The 16,505-nt window shown below is 66.6% G+C and carries 10 protein-coding genes; 2 read left to right on the forward strand and 8 right to left on the reverse strand.

Features of this window, described 5'->3' with window-relative positions:
- Nucleotides 1-172: 172 nt before the first annotated feature.
- The 3 genes from tldD to CEJ42_RS05630 form a co-directional block, all read right to left on the reverse strand.
- Nucleotides 173-1,633 carry a metalloprotease TldD gene (tldD, locus tag CEJ42_RS05620; protein WP_088750304.1) on the reverse strand — a complete coding sequence of 487 codons (1,461 nt, stop codon included), beginning with the start codon at nucleotides 1,631-1,633 and terminating at the stop codon, nucleotides 173-175.
- A gap of 37 nt (nucleotides 1,634-1,670) precedes the next feature.
- On the reverse strand, nucleotides 1,671-2,480 hold the full coding sequence (locus tag CEJ42_RS05625; RefSeq protein WP_079215821.1) for a carbon-nitrogen hydrolase family protein: 810 nt from the start codon (nucleotides 2,478-2,480) through the stop codon (nucleotides 1,671-1,673).
- Nucleotides 2,481-2,558: 78 nt separating this feature from the next.
- Nucleotides 2,559-6,860, reverse strand: coding sequence for a YhdP family protein (locus CEJ42_RS05630; protein WP_088750305.1), 4,302 nt, complete (start codon nucleotides 6,858-6,860; stop codon nucleotides 2,559-2,561).
- Between the two features lie 274 nt (nucleotides 6,861-7,134).
- On the opposite strand from CEJ42_RS05630, the gene glnE reads away from it, so the two are divergent.
- On the forward strand, nucleotides 7,135-9,846 hold the full coding sequence (gene glnE / locus CEJ42_RS05635) for a bifunctional [glutamate--ammonia ligase]-adenylyl-L-tyrosine phosphorylase/[glutamate--ammonia-ligase] adenylyltransferase (RefSeq protein WP_088750306.1): 2,712 nt from the start codon (nucleotides 7,135-7,137) through the stop codon (nucleotides 9,844-9,846).
- A gap of 88 nt (nucleotides 9,847-9,934) precedes the next feature.
- Here the strand turns inward: glnE and CEJ42_RS05640 are convergent, their stop codons facing one another.
- The 5 genes from CEJ42_RS05640 to tkt form a co-directional block, all read right to left on the reverse strand.
- Nucleotides 9,935-10,663: a class I SAM-dependent methyltransferase gene (locus CEJ42_RS05640; RefSeq protein ID WP_088750307.1), complete on the reverse strand. Its 729-nt coding sequence runs from the start codon at nucleotides 10,661-10,663 to the stop codon at nucleotides 9,935-9,937.
- A gap of 168 nt (nucleotides 10,664-10,831) precedes the next feature.
- Complete coding sequence (locus CEJ42_RS05645) at nucleotides 10,832-11,353, reverse strand: hypothetical protein (protein ID WP_088750308.1); 522 nt, start codon at nucleotides 11,351-11,353, stop codon at nucleotides 10,832-10,834.
- 243 nt (nucleotides 11,354-11,596) lie between these two features.
- On the reverse strand, nucleotides 11,597-12,610 hold the full coding sequence (gap, locus tag CEJ42_RS05650; RefSeq protein WP_079215826.1) for a type I glyceraldehyde-3-phosphate dehydrogenase: 1,014 nt from the start codon (nucleotides 12,608-12,610) through the stop codon (nucleotides 11,597-11,599).
- 172 nt (nucleotides 12,611-12,782) lie between these two features.
- Entirely contained in the window at nucleotides 12,783-13,337 is a 555-nt protein-coding gene (locus CEJ42_RS05655; protein ID WP_079215827.1) for a GNAT family N-acetyltransferase, read from the reverse strand.
- A 16-nt stretch (nucleotides 13,338-13,353) separates the two neighbouring features.
- The gene (gene tkt, locus CEJ42_RS05660) at nucleotides 13,354-15,348 is read right to left on the reverse strand and encodes a transketolase (RefSeq protein ID WP_079215828.1); all 1,995 of its coding nucleotides are present in this window, start codon (nucleotides 15,346-15,348) and stop codon (nucleotides 13,354-13,356) included.
- 238 nt (nucleotides 15,349-15,586) lie between these two features.
- On the opposite strand from tkt, the gene CEJ42_RS05665 reads away from it, so the two are divergent.
- A complete protein-coding gene (locus CEJ42_RS05665) occupies nucleotides 15,587-16,312 on the forward strand; it encodes a 16S rRNA (uracil(1498)-N(3))-methyltransferase (RefSeq protein ID WP_079215829.1) in 726 nt (241 codons plus the stop codon).
- Nucleotides 16,313-16,505 lie beyond the last annotated feature (193 nt).

Raw genomic sequence — 16,505 nt, forward strand, 5'->3', positions numbered from 1 at the left:
CCCCGCGCAAGCATTTTTGCCCCTGGGCCGGAACATGATGTGTGGCGCCCATGCAAAAAAGCACGAAATTCGTCTCCGGCATCGACATGCTCACGCTGCAAAAACCACAAAAAAACAAAAGCCGCCGGATCTCTCCAGCGGCTTTCGGTACTGCGAAGCGTCGGCTGATCGATCAGGCCGTGCCGCCCACCGTCACGCCGTCCAGGCGCAGCGTCGGCTGGCCCACGCCCACCGGGACGCTCTGGCCTTCCTTGCCGCACACGCCCACGCCCGAGTCCAGGCGCATGTCGTTGCCGATCAGGGAGACGCGGTTGAGCACGTCCGGACCGTTGCCGATCAGGGTCGCGCCCTTGACCGGATAGGTCACGCGGCCGTTCTCGATCATGTAGGCCTCGCTGGCCGAGAACACGAACTTGCCGTTGGTGATGTCGACCTGGCCGCCGCCGAAATTGACCGCATACAGGCCGTTCTTGACCGAAGCCAGGATCTCGGCCGGATCCTTGTCGCCGGCCAGCATGTAGGTGTTGGTCATGCGCGGCATCGGCAGGTGGGCGAAGGATTCGCGACGGGCGTTGCCGGTCACCGGCATCTTCATCAGGCGCGCGTTCATGGTGTCCTGGATGTAGCCCTTCAGAATGCCGTCCTCGATCAGCGTGGTGCACTGGGTCGGGTTGCCTTCGTCGTCGATGTTGAGCGAACCGCGGCGGTCGGCCAGGGTGCCGTCGTCGACCACGGTCACGCCCTTGGCGGCCACGCGCTCGCCGATGCGGCCGGAGAAGGCGCTCGATCCCTTGCGGTTGAAGTCGCCTTCCAGGCCGTGGCCGATCGCCTCGTGCAGCAGCACGCCGGGCCAGCCGGGGCCGAGCACCACGGTCATCGGGCCGGCCGGGGCCGGGCGCGACTCGAGGTTGACCAGCGCGGTGGCGACCGCTTCGGAAGCGTATTTCTCCAGCAGCGAATCGGTGAAGTAGGCATAGCTGTAGCGACCGCCGCCGCCGCTGCTGCCCATCTCGCGGCGTCCGTTCTGCTCGGCGATCACGGTTACCGACACCCGCACCAGCGGACGGATGTCGGCGGCCAGCACGCCGTCGGCGCGCGCCACCAGCACCACATCGTATTCGCCCGAGAGGCTGGCCATGACCTGCACCACGCGCGGATCCTTGGCGCGCGCGATGCGCTCGACGCGCTCCAGCAGGTGCACCTTGGCGGTGGCGTCCAGCGACGTCAGCGGATCGTGCGGCAGGTACAGCGCGCGACCGCCGGCCGGCACCATCGAGCCCGCGACCTTGATCTTGCCGGCGCCCTGGCGCGCGATGGTGCGCGTGGCGGCGGCGGCGTCCAGCAGCGCGCTCTCGGAAATCTCGTCGGAATAGGAAAACGCGGTCTTGTCGCCCGACACCGCGCGCACGCCGACGCCCTGGTCGATGGAGAAGCTGCCGGTCTTGACGATGCCCTCTTCCAGGCTCCAGCCCTCGCTCTTGGTGAACTGGAAATACAGGTCGGCGTAGTCGACCTTATGGGTGAACATGCTGCCCAGCGCTTTGATCAGCTTGGACTCGTCCAGGCCGAAAGGAGTCAGGAGCACGTCGCGCGCGACTTGCAGCGCGCCCATATTCGGTTCAAATAATTTCATAGGATCTTGTCGGAAAGCAAAAATGGCCGAACCGGCCTCAAAGCTTGCGGTGGCGCAACGCCGGCAAGCTTTCTCGAACGTATTGTAGACGATGGGGGTCGATATCGCCGATCACAAGGCCTTCGCCCTCCGGCAGCACGGAAACGATTTCCCCCCACGGATCGACCAGCATGCTGTGGCCCCAGGTGCGGCGACCGTTGACATGCTTGCCGCCCTGGGCCGAGGCCAGCACATAGCACTGGTTCTCGATGGCGCGGGCGCGCAGCAGGGTTTCCCAGTGCGCATTGCCGGTGGTATGGGTGAAGGCGGCCGGCATCACGATCAGCGCGCAGTCGCCCATGGCGCGGTACAGCTCGGGGAAGCGCAGGTCGTAGCAGACCGACAGCCCGACGCGACCGAACGGCGCCTCGAAGGTTTTCACCTCGGTGCCGTACTCGATGGTGCGCGCCTCGTCGTAGTTCTCTTCTCCCTTGACGAAGTTGAACAGGTGGATCTTGTCGTAACGGGCCACCCGCCGGCCTTCGGGGTCGTAGACCAGCGAAGTGTTGAGCACCTTATTGTCGCTGGCGGCCGCCATGGGCAAGGTGCCGCCGATCAGCCAGAGCTTGTGTTCGCGCGCCAGCTGCGCCATGAAGCCCTGGATGCGGCCGGCCTCGTCGCGTTCGGCATGGCCGAGCTTGTCGCGCTCATGCATGCCCATGATGGGCCAGTACTCGGGCAGCAGCACCAGCTGCGCGCCCTGCTGCGCGGCCTGCGCCACCAGCCGCGCGGCGCTGGCGAAGTTCTGCTCCACTTCGGGCGTCGACACCATCTGGATCGCCGCCACCTTGAATGCCTGCTGCGTCATGTTGAGCCTCGTGAAAGAGAGTGCGGATAATCCAAGTATCGCGCAGATCGGCCGGCGCTGCGCCGCATCTGCGAAAGCTCAGGCGCCGCTGTTGATCGCCGGCCCGACATCCTGCCGGCGTCCCGGCGCCGCAGCAGGCGCGACCGGGGCAGCCGGCAACGCCGGCAGGGTCGGCAGGCCGGGCAGGAGCTTGTCCTTGTCGAGCAGCTCGCGGGCGCGGTCGGAGCCCACCGCCGACACCTGGCCCTGCTTGACCACGATCGGGTCGCTCCAGGGGCCGGTGACCTTGTACTCGAAGGTCAGCGACTTCATCACCGGGTTGCGCAGGAACAGCTGCGCCAGCAAGGTCCCCACGCCGACCACCGGGTTGACCGCCATCGCCACCACCGAAGCGGTGCCGAGGTTGATCTCGGGGATCACCACCACATGCAGGTCCTGCGTCTCCCTGGCGATATCGGCCGAGCCGTTCATCAGCACCGAGGCGGTCACGCCGGTCATCTTCAGGTTGTCGGTGGTGGCGATGCCGCGGTTGATGGCGGCGGTGCCGACCACGTTGTCGAAGGCGAAGCCCTCCGAGAAGACGTCGCGGAAATCCAGCGTCAGGCGGCGCGGCAAGGCTTGCAGGTTGAGCACGCCCAACAGCTTGGCCGCGCCCGGGTCGACCTTCAGGAACTGGCCGGAATGCACGTCCACATGCACCTGGCCCGACAGGCTGGCCATGTCCATCGCATACGGCAGGCCCTTCCAGCTCAGGTCGCCGTCCAGCTTGCCGCGGCCACCACGGATCGTGCCCGGATAGCCGAAGCGCTCCAGCAATTTGCCGGCGTCGTTGATGTCCAGCGCGTAGGTGATGTTGGAGGTGTTGTTGTTGCCGAAGGCCAGCCAGTTGCCGGCGGCGCGGAACTGCGCGTCGTCGTTGGCCAGCACCAGGCGGTTGATGCGCCACTCGCGGCCCACCGCGGTCAGCATGTTGTTGGCGTCCAGCTCCAGCCGGCCCAACTGCTTGCCGCCCAGTTCGAACTGCTCGGCGCGGATGTCCAGCGCGGGCATCTGCGCATCGCCGCCCGCGGCCTGGCCTGCCTGCGCATTGTCAGCATTGCCGGCATTGCCGCTGCTGCCCTTGGGCACCACCAGCGACGACAGGCGCGCCGTCACCTTGCCGGGGCCGCGGCTGCCGCCCGGCTCGTCCCAGGTGATGTTGCCGGACGCCTGGCGCGAGTCGAGCTTCATCTGCCAGCTGTTCTTGCTGTGCGTGGCGTCCAGCGTGAGCAGGTTGAGCTTCTTGCCGTTGAGCGTGAGCTCGCCCACGCGCGCCGACACCGCATCCGGCTCCAGGTACTGGGTGATCTCGCCGCTGCCCAGCTTGCTTTGCGGCGCGCCGCCCGCGGCCTCCTTGCCGACGATCTCCGCCTTGAAAGCCTGCCAGGCGTCGAGATCGAAACTGTCCGCCGCCAGCGCCAGCTTCAGCCCCGAGGACGGCGACGGCACCGGCTGGTTGAACGCGATGCCGCCACTGATCACGCGCCAGTCCTCGGCCTTGCCGGTGACTTTCTCGCGCAGGTAGCGCGAGGCGATGTTCGGCCCCAGCGCGACGCGGATATCTTCGCGCTCGATCAGCGGGTCGGAAGAAGGCGCGGGCATCAGTTCGAAGCGCATCGGCAGGCTGTCCTGCGCCGCCTTCTTCAGCGGCGCCGGCAGCTCCGAACCCAGGCCCGCCAGGCTCGACTCGACGATCACTTCCGGCTGGTGCTGGCGCACCAGCACCGACGCGGTATAGCGCGCGCCGCCGGACAGCCGCGCCAGCAGGCGTTGCAGCGACGGTTCGGTATAGAGCTTGCGCAGCGCCTCGATATTGATGGCGCCGTTCAGGCGCACCTGGCTGCTGCCGTCGGCCTGGGTGCCGCCGGTCATCGCTACGGCGTCGCCAAGGAACACGCCGCGCACGCCGTTGAGGGTGAAGCCGCGCTCATTGAACTCGACCTTGCCGTTGGCGCGGTACAGCACCGGCAGCGTGGGCAGCAGGTCGACGTCATTGTTGGCGAACTGGAACGCGCCCTGCGCCTTGGTCTCGATCGCATGGTGCAACGGCATCTGGAACTTCAGCTCCAGCCGGCCGTCGCCGGTGGCGCTGGCCTGCTCCATGAAGTTGCCGGTCCAGCGCGCCACCGGGCTCTGGTTCACATACTGCAGGAAGGCCGGCATCGGACCGGTGGCCACGCCGTCGATCTCCAGCACCGCATCATGCGACTCGAGGTCGGCGATGCGCGCCGTCACCGGGCCCAGCTTCGCGCCCAGACTCCTGGCGCTGTCGGCCTTGATCTCCAGCCGCGCGCGGTCGAAGCTGAACTTGCCGCGCCCTTCTTCCAGCAGCGGCCACTCCGGCTCCTTGCCCTCCTTGTTCAGGTGGCCCGGCGTGTAGTTGAGCTTGAGCCCGTCGAAGTCGCCGCTGACCAGGAACTGCCCCTTGGGCTTGTCGCCGGGCCTGGCGGTGTGGAACGGGAAATCGGCCAGCGCGCCCTTGATGCTCACCTGCACGTCGCGCATGGTGCCGTCCACCAGGCCCTCGGTGAGCCAGCGCCGCAGCGGCTCGCTCAGGTGCTGCGGCAAGTAGCGGCGGATCGCCTTGATGTCGAAGGTGGACAGCTCGCCGCTGAAGTCGACCGTGCCGGTCGACTTGCCCTGCAGGGGCATCAGGTGCTTGCCGTGCAGGCGGCCGGCCACGCCGGGCTGGGTGAACTGCATGTCGTCCAGTTCGAACAGCAGGGTCTGGTCCTTCTGGTATTGCCAGCGCGCCTGCGCCTTGAGGCTGTCGAACGGCAGGCTGGGCTCGGCGAACATGCCTGCCGGCAGCGCCACGGCCATCTTCTGCGAATCCAGGCGCACCGAACCGCCTTTCTCGTTGGCGTCGATCTCGCCCGACAGGTTCTCCACGCCCGGCGTGCCGGCCCACTGCGCCGGCGCGCTCTGCTGCAGGGTGGGCTTGCGGGTCTCGACATGGCGGGCCTGCGCCTTCATGCCCAGGCCGTTGAAGCGGCCCTGGATGCGGTACGAGGTCAGTTCCGGATAGGTGCCCTGCCATTGCACGGTGAAGTCCTGCAATTCGCCGCGCGGCGCCAGGTCGTCCAGCAGCTTGCGCTGCGAGGGCGCCAGCGGCAGGCGGGCGGCCAGCTGCGACAGGGTCTCCAGGTTCAGGCGGGTGGCCTTGACGCTGGTGCGCTCGGCCTTGAGCGGCGTAGCCGGCTCATAGCTCTCGGAAACCGAAGTCGGCGGCAGCACGAAACCGTCCGGCATCTCGATGGAAAAATCGGTCAGCGTAACCTTGTGGCCGTTGGCGCCGAAGGTCGGCACGCCGTCCTCGGGCGTGGCGCCCAGGCTCTCGCTGGCCGACACGCGGCCGCTGACGCGCTTCAGGTTCAGCGGCTCCAGCTGCCTGGACAGCTGCGCGCTGAAGTCCGACAAACCGAGGTCGGCCGTGAAGTTGGCCACCTTGGCATGGTCCAGCGCCAGCCAGGCCCGCACCGAGCCGCTGCCGCTGGTGATGTCGATGGGATAGTCGAAATAGGCGCGCCAGACCGACAGGTCGGTGCGCTGCAGGTCGGCGTACAGCGTGCCCTTCCAGCGCGTAAGGTCGGACACGCGGCCGGCGAAGGCCGGGTGGCTGAAGTCGGCGCGCACATCCAGCGGCGCGGCATAGGCTTCGGGCGGAATGGCGTGCAGCGCCAGGCGATGGCGCAGCCAGCGGTTGTGCAGGACCAGGTTGACGTCGTCCAGCTCCAGCTCGGGCGCCTGCCGCAACTCGTCGTTCCAGCGCAGCTTGCTGCCGCGGATCACGATCTCGCGCTGCTGCAGCAGCCACTCCAGCGTGCTGCCGTCGCCGCCGGCCGGCACCGGGATGCCGGCCACGAAGAGCTTGCCGGCGGGATCGCGCCGGATCGCCAGGTCGGCCTGCTCGATGGTCAGGTTCTCCAGCCGCAGCCCGGCCACCAGCACGCTGCTCCAGGACAGCGTGGTCGATACCCGCGGCAGCGTCAGCGCCGGCGCGCCGGCCTCGTCGTGCACCGTGATGTTGTCCAGCGAAAGCTGGGGCCGCAGGCCGTTCCACGATGCGTCGATGGCGTCGATGGATACCGCGCGGCCGATGGCCTTGGAGGCGGCTTTTTCGATCTGCGGCTTGTAATGGCCGATTTCGGGCAGCACCAGGTAGCGCAGGCCCAGGAACAGCGCGCAAAAGACGAAATAGGCCGCCAGCAGCAGCTTGAAGGTGAAGCCAAGTACGTGGTGGCTGGCCCGGTTCAGGCGAAAGTAGGTGCCCCGCACTATCCGCCAGCACAGCGCCCAACGGCCAGGCTTGGGTGCGGCGTTATGTTGTTCTTGGGACATCAGGGTGAATTGGCTGCTCAGTATGAAATAATTCGCGCGGATGACATGATCGCATGGAAAACTGGGGCTTACCATCCGCCGCAAGCTGCTATGAGGGACAAAACCTGCGATAAGTTTAAAAACAGGCGATAGAATCGCCCATCGGCGGTCAATTCGTCAGCGCGGCGTCAGGCGCAGCTTATTGTCGGCCGCAACATGCCGGCGCTGAACCTGTTTTGTGCCCCGTTTTCCTTCTTTTACACCTGCACCGGACATCTTTTCCATCCTGATCCCTATGCCCGATCCGACCCATTCCCTCGTCGACGCCGGCGCCTCGCGCTATTTCACCCGCTGGACCCAGGCCGACGCCGCTCGCCCGGCGCTGGTGGCCGAGGCCGCCGCGCGGCCGATGGATCGCGCCTTCTTCGAGCGCCGCCTGCAGGCCGACCTCGACGCCGGCCTGGCGCTTAATGCCGCCATGCGTCGCCTGCGCAACCTGGTGGTGTGCACCCTCATCGAGCGCGACCTGTCCAGCCGCGCCGACCTGGCCGAGGTGGTGGCGACCATGACCGAGTTCGCCGACTTCGCGGTGCAGGCGCACCTGGCGGCGCTGATGGAAGAACAAGGCGCGCTGTACGGCGTGCCCATCGGCGAAGAATCCGGCCGCCCGCAGCAGATGATCGTGCTGGGCATGGGCAAGCTGGGCGGCGGCGAGCTCAACGTGTCCTCCGACATCGACCTGATCTTCGTCTATCCGGAAGACGGCGACACCCGCGTCGGCGACGGCCAGAAGCAGCTCTCCAACCACGAGTTCTTCGTGCGCCTCGGCAAGAAGCTGATCGGCGCGCTCTCCGAGATCACCGAGGACGGCTTCACCTTCCGCGTCGACATGGCGCTGCGCCCCAACGGCAACTCCGGCCCGCTGGTGGCCAGCTTCAACATGGTCGAGGAATACCTGGTGCGCCAGGGCCGCGAATGGGAGCGCTACGCCTGGACCAAGGCACGCGCGCTGACCGGCGACGCGCAGGACATCGCCGCGCTGGAAAACATCAGCCGCCCCTTCATCTTCCGCCGCTACCTCGATTACGGCTCGATCGACGCGCTGCGCTCCATGCACGGCCAGATCCGCGCCGAGGTCAAGCGCCAGGAGGCGCTGCACCCGGACCGCAGCAACAACGTCAAGCTGGGCCGCGGCGGCATCCGCGAGATCGAATTCACCAGCCAGGTGTTCCAGCTGATCCGCGGCGGACGCGACCCCGAGCTGCGCGACCGTTCCACCCGCACCACGCTGCGCACGCTGGCCGCCAAGAACCTGCTGGCGCCGGAGGTGGTGGACCAGCTGCTGGCCGCCTACACCTTCCTGCGCGACCTCGAGCATCGCCTGCAGTACCTCGAAGACGCCCAGACCCATACCCTGCCGGTGAGCGCCGAGGACCTGCTGACGGTGGCCAACATGATGGGCCTGGCCGACAGCGACGCCCTGCTGCATGCGCTGGAGGCGCACCGCCGCATCGTGGCCGCGCAGTTCGACGAGATCTTCAACGACAAGCAATCCGGCGAGGCCGAAGCCGAAACGCCGGGCGTGTCCGACAGCGACGGCCTGGAAGGCCTGACCGACGCGCTCAGGCTGGTCGGTTTCCCCGAGGCCGACATCGCCGAAGGCGCCAAGCGACTGCACCTGACCTGGCAATCGCCGCGCATGCAAAGCCTGCCCGAGGCCAGCCGCAATCGCTTGAACACCGTCATCAACGCCGCCCTGCCGCTGATCGCCGCGCTCAACTACGACCAGCTGCCGGCGCTGGGCCGCCTGCTCGACTTCCTCGAAGCCATCGCCCGCCGCGCAGCCTACCTGGCGCTGCTGACCGAATATCCGCACGCCATGCGGCGCCTGATCCGCATGATCGGCGCCAGCGGCTGGGCCGCCACCTACCTGACCCAGCACCCCATCCTGCTGGACGAGCTGCTGGACGACCGCAACCTCAAGGCCGACTCCGACTGGAAGGCTTTCGCCGAGAACTGCCGGCGCCAGCTCGACACCGCCCCCGGCGACACCGAGCGCCAGATGGACATCCTGCGCGAACTGCACCACGCCGAGCTGTTCCGCCTGCTGGCGCAGGACCTGGAAGGCGACCTGTCGGTGGAGAAGCTGGCCGACGAGCTCTCCGCGCTGGCCGATATCCTGGTCGAGGCCACCATCAACGCGGTCTGGCAGACCATCACCCAGCGTCACCGCGAGGTGCCGCAATTCGCGGTGATCGCCTACGGCAAGCTGGGCGGCAAGGAGCTGGGCTACGTCTCTGACCTCGACGTGGTGTTCCTGTACGACGATGACGACCAGGAAGCGCCGGCGCTGTACGCCAAGCTGGCGCAGCGCTTCATCACCTGGATGACCAGCCACACGCCGGCCGGTACGCTGTTCGACATCGACATCGCGCTGCGCCCGGACGGCGCCAGCGGCCTGCTGGTGTCGCCGCTGTCGGCGTTCGAGAAGTACCAGCTCAACTCGGCCTGGATCTGGGAGCACCAGGCGCTCACGCGCGCGCGCTTCTGCGCCGGCGACGCCTCCATCGGCGAGCGCTTCGAGGCGCTGCGCGAGCGCGTGCTGCGCCTGCCGCGCGACTACGGCAAGCTGGAGGAAGAAGTGCTGTCGATGCGCCGCCGCATGCGCGACGCCCATCCCAACCGCACCACGATGTTCGATCTGAAGCACGACGAAGGCGGCATGATCGACGTCGAGTTCATGGTCCAGTACCTGGTGCTGCGCTACGCCCCCGAGCATCCGGAACTGACCGGCGACATCGGCAACATCGCGCTGCTGAAGCTGGCCGCGCGGCTGGGCCTGATCGACGCGCCGCTGGCAGACGAGGCCGCCAACGCCTATCGCATCTTCCGCAAGCTGCAGCACCAGATCCGCCTGCAGGGTTCGGAGCGTGCCCATATCGACGCCGAGCGCGTCGAGCACGAGCGCGCCTGCGTGATCCGGCTGTGGGAGCTGGTGTTCGGCTGAGCTCGCCACCACGTCTCATGAAAAACGGGATGCGCCCGGACAGGCGCATCCCGTTTTTCATTGTGCCGCCGCAGTTGCCCGGGCGATCTCAGGCGGCCGGTTTCACCGCCACCAGGTTGATCAGCGTTTCTTCACGCACCGCCGGCGGCTTGATGCCGAACACGCGCTCCATGATGCCCAGGTCTTCGCGGCTCCACCACAGGTAGGGGTAGGACACCGATTCCGGCGCGACCTGGAAACCGGCGCTGCGCACCAGGGCCAGGTACTCTTCCGCGGTCTTCTGCACCTCCATCGGATGGCGGAACAGCAGGCGGATGATCCACGAATGGATGTAGCGCTTGGTGGACTCCGCGAACAGCAGGATGCCGCCCGGCTTGAGCACCCGGTAGAACTCGCGGATCGCTTCTTCCTGCTCGATCAGGTGATGGAAGGTCTGGTGGCAGAACAGCAGGTCCACGCTATTGTCTTCCAGCGTCATCTGCGAACTGGAGCACTGGATGAATTCGGCCCTGACGCCTTCGCCGTCGACCTCGGCCTGCGCGGCCCGGATCATGTCGGGGTCGATATCCATGCCGATCAGGCGCTGCGGAGCGAAGCGCTCGTGCAGCTTCTTGAGCGAGCGGCCCCAGCCGCAACCGACGTCGGCCACCACCGGATAAGAAGCGCGGCGCGCCGGGATCAGGCGCTCCAGATCCTTGATCGCGCGTTCCAGCACGTGCAGGGTCCAGGTCGGCGTGCGCAGGAACCAGATGCCGAAGGCGGTCTCAGGCACGTGCTCCGGCATGGCCGGAGGCAGTTGCGTCAACTGTGTAGTCATATGTTTGATTATTCTGGGCCGGCATGGCGCTGGCGCCTGCGGCGCGCCACGAACCGGCTGCCGGCGTTCCCCCTGCCGGCTGATGTAAAAACGCCCCGCATGCGGGGCATTTACAGATGTTACCGGCTGGGAAGCCCAGCCGCAAGCCTGATCGGCTCGCCGCTGGCGTCAATACTTCGGCGGCTGCTTCTCTTCGCGGCTGGCGCGGCGGTCGCCGGCGCTGTCCTTGGAAGCACTGTCCTTGGCCGAGGAGCTGTCGCGATCGCGCGAACGGCTGCTGTCGCGATCGCGGTCACGATCGCGCGAGCGGCTGCTGCGGTCGCTGTCCTTGGCGTCCTTGCTGTCCTTGCCCTTGGCGTCCTTGTCGTCCTTGGCCGGTTCGGCCGGCGGCGGAGGCGGCGTCACGGTCTGGATGCCCTTGGCGGCCATGTATTCGTGCATGTCCTTCCAGCCGGCGAAGATGCCCGCCTTCAGGGCCTCGGGATTGCGCTGGTAGCAATCTTCCAGCGTCTGGCCGGCCTGGCGGCAGCCGGCGCCCAGCGCGATGCCTTCGGCCTTGGCCTCTTCCGGGGTCTGCTTGGGCTTGGTGAAGCTGCTGATGTAATCGCAGGCCGACAGCGACAGCGTGACGGCGGCCATCAGGGCCAGGTTGGCGATCAGGCGGCGCGCCTGGAATGACGTTGCTGACATTACGTCCCTCGTGTGGATGCGGTTGCTCTTATGTGCTGCGCGATGTTGCATCAAATGCAATGCCGCAGATGGACAAAAGGCCATTGCAATCCAGGGGATCGCAACAGCCTTTCGATCTTTTGCAGGCTGATGACATATTTTCACCGGCGCAAGCAAGCTTGCATCCGAGGAAAAGAAGCCGAATCAGCCCCGAAATTGTCGATACCGGCTTCCGGAGCACCCGGAAACCGGTATCGGCGGGTCTTACTTTGCGGTTGCCAGCGCGACCGTGGTGTCCAGCATGCGGTTGGAGAAGCCCCACTCGTTGTCGTACCAGGACGAAACCTTCACCAGACGGCCGGAGACCTTGGTCAGGGTGGCGTCGAAGTTGGACGATGCCGGGTTGTGGTTGAAGTCCACCGAAACCAGCGGGTCGGTGTTGTAGGTCAGGATGCCCTTCAGCGGACCGGCTTCCGAAGCGGCCTTCAGGATGGCGTTGACTTCATCCACGGTGGTGTCGCGCGATGCCACGAAGGACAGGTCGACCAGCGAGACGTTGATGGTCGGCACGCGGATGGCGAAACCGTCCAGCTTGCCGTTCAGTTCCGGCAGCACCAGGCCGACGGCGGCGGCAGCGCCGGTCTTGGTCGGGATCATCGACTGGGTGGCCGAACGGGCGCGACGCAGGTCTTCGTGGTAAACGTCGGTCAGCACCTGGTCGTTGGTGTAGGCGTGGATGGTGGTCATCAGGCCGGTTTCCAGGCCGATCTTTTCATGCAGCGGCTGCACCAGCGGCGCCAGGCAGTTGGTGGTGCACGATGCGTTGGAGATGACGGTGTCCGAAGCCTTCAGCACCTGGTGGTTCACGCCGAACACGACGGTGGCGTCCACATCCTTGCCGCCCGGAGCGGAGATGATCACCTTCTTGGCGCCGCCCTTGATGTGGGCGCTGGCCTTTTCCTTGGTGGTGAAGAAGCCGGTGCATTCCAGCACCACGTCCACGCCCAGCTCGCCCCAGGGCAGCTCGGCCGGGTTGCGCTGCGCCAGCACCTTGATGCGGTCGCCGTTGACCACGATGGAGTCGCCGTCCACCGACACGGTGCCCGGGAACTTGCCGTGGGCGGTGTCGTACTGGGTCAGGTGGGCGTTGGTCTTCGGGTCGCCGAGGTCGTTGATGGCGACGATCTCGATGTCGTGCTTCTTGCCGCCTTCGTAGTGGGCGCGCAGGATATTGCGGCCGATGCGGCCATAACCGTTGATTGCAACGCGAATTGCCATGCTCTTCTCCTTAAGGTATCAAAAAAATCAATGCAAATCGGTCTTGCCGGAAAGCCGGCCTGCCCTGCAGGCTACACGACGCACCGTCTTCGGCCCGGCCATTTGTCCGTCTTTTCCGGCCTTCTTCACTTCTTTATTCTTGCCGTTGCTGCATCTGCCCGCCTGGCCGCGCTCAGGCCCTGAGCTTGCGCCAGACGAAGCCCACTTCGTCGATCTCGCTGCCGTCGTCCCAGGTGAAGGTCTGCTCGAACAGCTGTTCGGCTCCCAGCGCCGAGAAAAATTCCCGCGCCCCTTCGTTCTTGGCCAGCACCCACGCCATCAGGCCGGTGGCGCCGGCGCTGATCAGGGTGGCCGCGACGTTGGCCAGCAGGCGCTTGCCCAGGCCGCGGCGCTGCTCGTCGGGCAGCACGCAGATCGCGGTCAGTTCGGCATCGCAGCCGAAACGGCTGTCGGCCACCGTCATGCCGGAGGCAAAACCGATGATCTCGCCGCCGGCTTCGGCCACGAAAGTGCAGGCCGCGTCCGAAGACGCGCCCAGCACCTGCTCCCACATCTTGACGCTCTGTTCGGGCTTCAGGTGGTCCAGGTAGCTGTCCGGCACCAGGCCGCGGTAGCTGGCGCGCCATGCGTCGATGCGCACGCCGGCGATCGAGGCCGCATCGCCCGGGCGGGCGCGGCGGAACACCACTTCGTCGGCCGCCGGCTGGCCTTTGCCTGCTTCAGTCATCTGTGCGCGGTCCGGTTCAGGCCAGAACGGCCTTGGCCTTGGCCACGACGTTCTCGACGGTGAAGCCGAAGTGCTTGAACAGCACGCCGGCCGGGGCGGATTCACCGAAGGTGTCGATCCCGACCACGGCGCCTTCCAGGCCCACGTACTTGTACCAGAAATCGGTCACGCCGGCCTCGATGGCCACGCGCGGCACGCCGCGGGTCAGCACCGATGCCTTGTAGGCGGCGTCCTGGCGGTCGAACACGTCGGTCGACGGCATCGACACCACGCGCACGGCGATGCCTTCGGCGGTCAGCGCATCGGCGGCCTTGGTGGCCAGCTCGATTTCGGAGCCGGTGGCAATCAGCACGACCTTGGCGTTCGGAGCGTCGCGCAGCACGTAGCCGCCGCGGGCGATGTCCTTGACCTGGGCGTCGGTGCGTTCCTGGAACGGCAGGTTCTGGCGCGAGAAGATCAGGGTGCTGGGACCGTCGTTACGCTTGATGGCGTGGGCCCATGCCACCGCGGTTTCGGTGGTGTCGCACGGACGCCAGTTGTCCAGGTTGGGGATCAGGCGCAGGCTGGAGACGTGCTCCACCGACTGGTGGGTCGGGCCGTCTTCGCCCAGGCCGATCGAGTCGTGGGTGAACACGAACAGCGAGCGCGCCTTCATCAGCGCGGCCATGCGCAGCGCGTTGCGGCTGTAGTCGGAGAAGGTCAGGAAGGTCGCGCCGAACGGCAGGTAGCCGCCGTGCAGGGCGATGCCGTTCATGATCGCGCTCATGCCGAACTCGCGCACGCCGTAGTTGATGTGGTTGCCGGCCTGGTCGGCGCGCACGGCCACCGATTCCTTCCAGTTGGTCAGGTTCGAGCCGGTCAGGTCGGCCGAGCCGCCCAGGAACTCCGGCAGCGCCTGCGCATAGGCCTGGATGGCGTTCTGGCTGGCCTTGCGGGTGGCGATGGTTTCTTTCTTCTCGATGGTCGAGTTGATGTAGGCGGCCACGGTCGCGTCGAACGCGGCCGGCAGCTCGCCCTTCAGGCGGCGCAGCAGCTCGGCGGCTTCGCTCGGGTACTTGGCGGCGTAGGCGTCGAACAGTTGCTGCCAGTTGGCTTCGAAGTCGGCGCCGGTGGCCTTGGCATCCCAGGCGGAATAGACGTCGGCCGGGATCTCGAACGGGGCCGAGGTCCAGCCCAGCGCTTCGCGCACGGCGGCGATTTCCTTGTCGCCCAGGGCGGCGCCGTGCACCTTGTCGGTGCCGGCCAGGTTCGGCGAACCCTTGCCGATCACGGTGCGGCAGCAGATCAGGGTCGGCTTGTCGGCCAGCTTGGCCTGGTGGATGGCGGCCGAAACCGCTTCCACGCTGTGGCCGTCCACGCCAGGGATCACGTTCCAGCCGTAGGCTTCGAAACGCTTCGGGGTGTCGTCCTTGAACCAGCCTTCGACGTGGCCGTCGATGGAGATGCCGTTGTCGTCGTACAGCACGATCAGCTTGGACAGGTTCAGCACGCCGGCCAGCGAGCAGGCTTCGTGCGAGATGCCTTCCATCAGGCAACCGTCGCCGACGAAAGCGTAGGTGTAGTGGTCGACCACGGCCAGGTCGGGCTTGTTGAACTCAGCGGCCAGCAGCTTCTCGGCCAGCGCCATGCCCACCGCGTTGGTGATGCCCTGGCCCAGCGGGCCGGTGGTGGTTTCCACGCCCGGGGTGATGTGCACTTCGGGGTGGCCGGCGGTCTTGGAGTGCAGCTGGCGGAAGGCCTTGATGTCTTCCATCGACAGGTCGTAGCCGGTCAGGTGCAGCAGCGCGTACTGCAGCATCGAGCCGTGGCCGTTGGACAGCACGAAGCGGTCGCGGTTGGCCCATTGCGGGTTGGCCGGGTTGTGGCGGTAGTGCTTGGCCCACAGGGCGACAGCGATTTCAGCCATCCCCATCGGCATGCCCGGGTGTCCGGAATTGGCTTTTTGAACGGCGTCCATCGCCAGCGCGCGGATCGCGTTGGCCATCTTGTCGGTGGGGAGAGTGGAAATCATGTCTGGTGTCAGAGAGTTGCTGGAGGCGCCGGTGGGCGCATAAACCTGGTTCGGGAGCCAAAGCACTTGTGCAGCCGGCTCCGGTGCTGCAGATCGAAACAAATCGGATCAGGCACAGACCCCGGACTGCCGAGGTTGTGCGGGGCCATATTTTACCAGAGAGCGCCGCCGGGATTAAAATTCAGGGCCGCCGCCGTTGGCGGCATGAAAACGTATTCTCCAGACCCAGGACCTGACCATGCCCCGTTTCTTCTGCCCGCAAGCCTTGAGCGTAGGATCGGCCTTGGCCCTGCCCGAGCATATCGCGCACCACATCCAGGTGCTGCGCATGCAGCCGGGCGAGCATCTGACGCTGTTCAACGGCGAAGGCGGCGAGTACACCGCCACGCTGAGCGCCGTGGAAAAGAAGCGCGCCCACGCCGAAGTGAAGACCTTTTCCCCGCGCGAGGCCGAGCTGCCCTATGCGCTCACGCTGGCCCAGGCGCTGCCGGAGGGATCCAAGATGGACTGGATCGTGGAAAAGGCGGTCGAACTGGGCGCCACCGCCATCGTCCCGCTGGCCGCGCAGCGCTGCGTGGTGCGGCTGTCGGGCGAGCGCGCCGAAAAGAAGCAGGCGCACTGGCAGGGCATCGTCCACGCCGCCGCCGAACAATGCGGCCGCAACCGCCTGCCGCACCTGGGCGAGGTTTCGGACTTCCGCCGCTGGATCGGCCAGAGCGACCTGCACCGCCGCATCCTGCTCTCGCCGCGCGGCGAGCAGCCGCTGTCGGGCTGGGCGCGCCACCATCCGCCGCAGGCCGTGACCCTGATGGTCGGCCCCGAAGGCGGCTTCAACGAGGAAGAAGAACAGCTCGCCTGCGCCCAGGGCGCCCTGATGCTGACCATGGGACCGCGGGTGCTGCGCACCGAGACGGCAGGCATGGCGGCCATGGCGGCGCTCAATGCGATCTGGGGCGAGTTGTAGGGCGGCGTTCTTCTGTCTTATATATAAGGGGCCGGGAGGCGCGGTTTTTTCCAGGCATTGGCGCTTCCCTGCTCGATCCCATTCTTTTCGCTTTGATCGACCACCGTCGAAGCGCGACAAACGACACTGGGTTCTGACTTTCGTCAGGACGACAGGTTGCTTGCAAGCCTTGACCATTGCGGGTTCAAGCTGC

The organism is Herbaspirillum robiniae (genome assembly GCF_002213415.1).
GTDB classification, from domain to species: domain Bacteria; phylum Pseudomonadota; class Gammaproteobacteria; order Burkholderiales; family Burkholderiaceae_D; genus Herbaspirillum; species Herbaspirillum robiniae.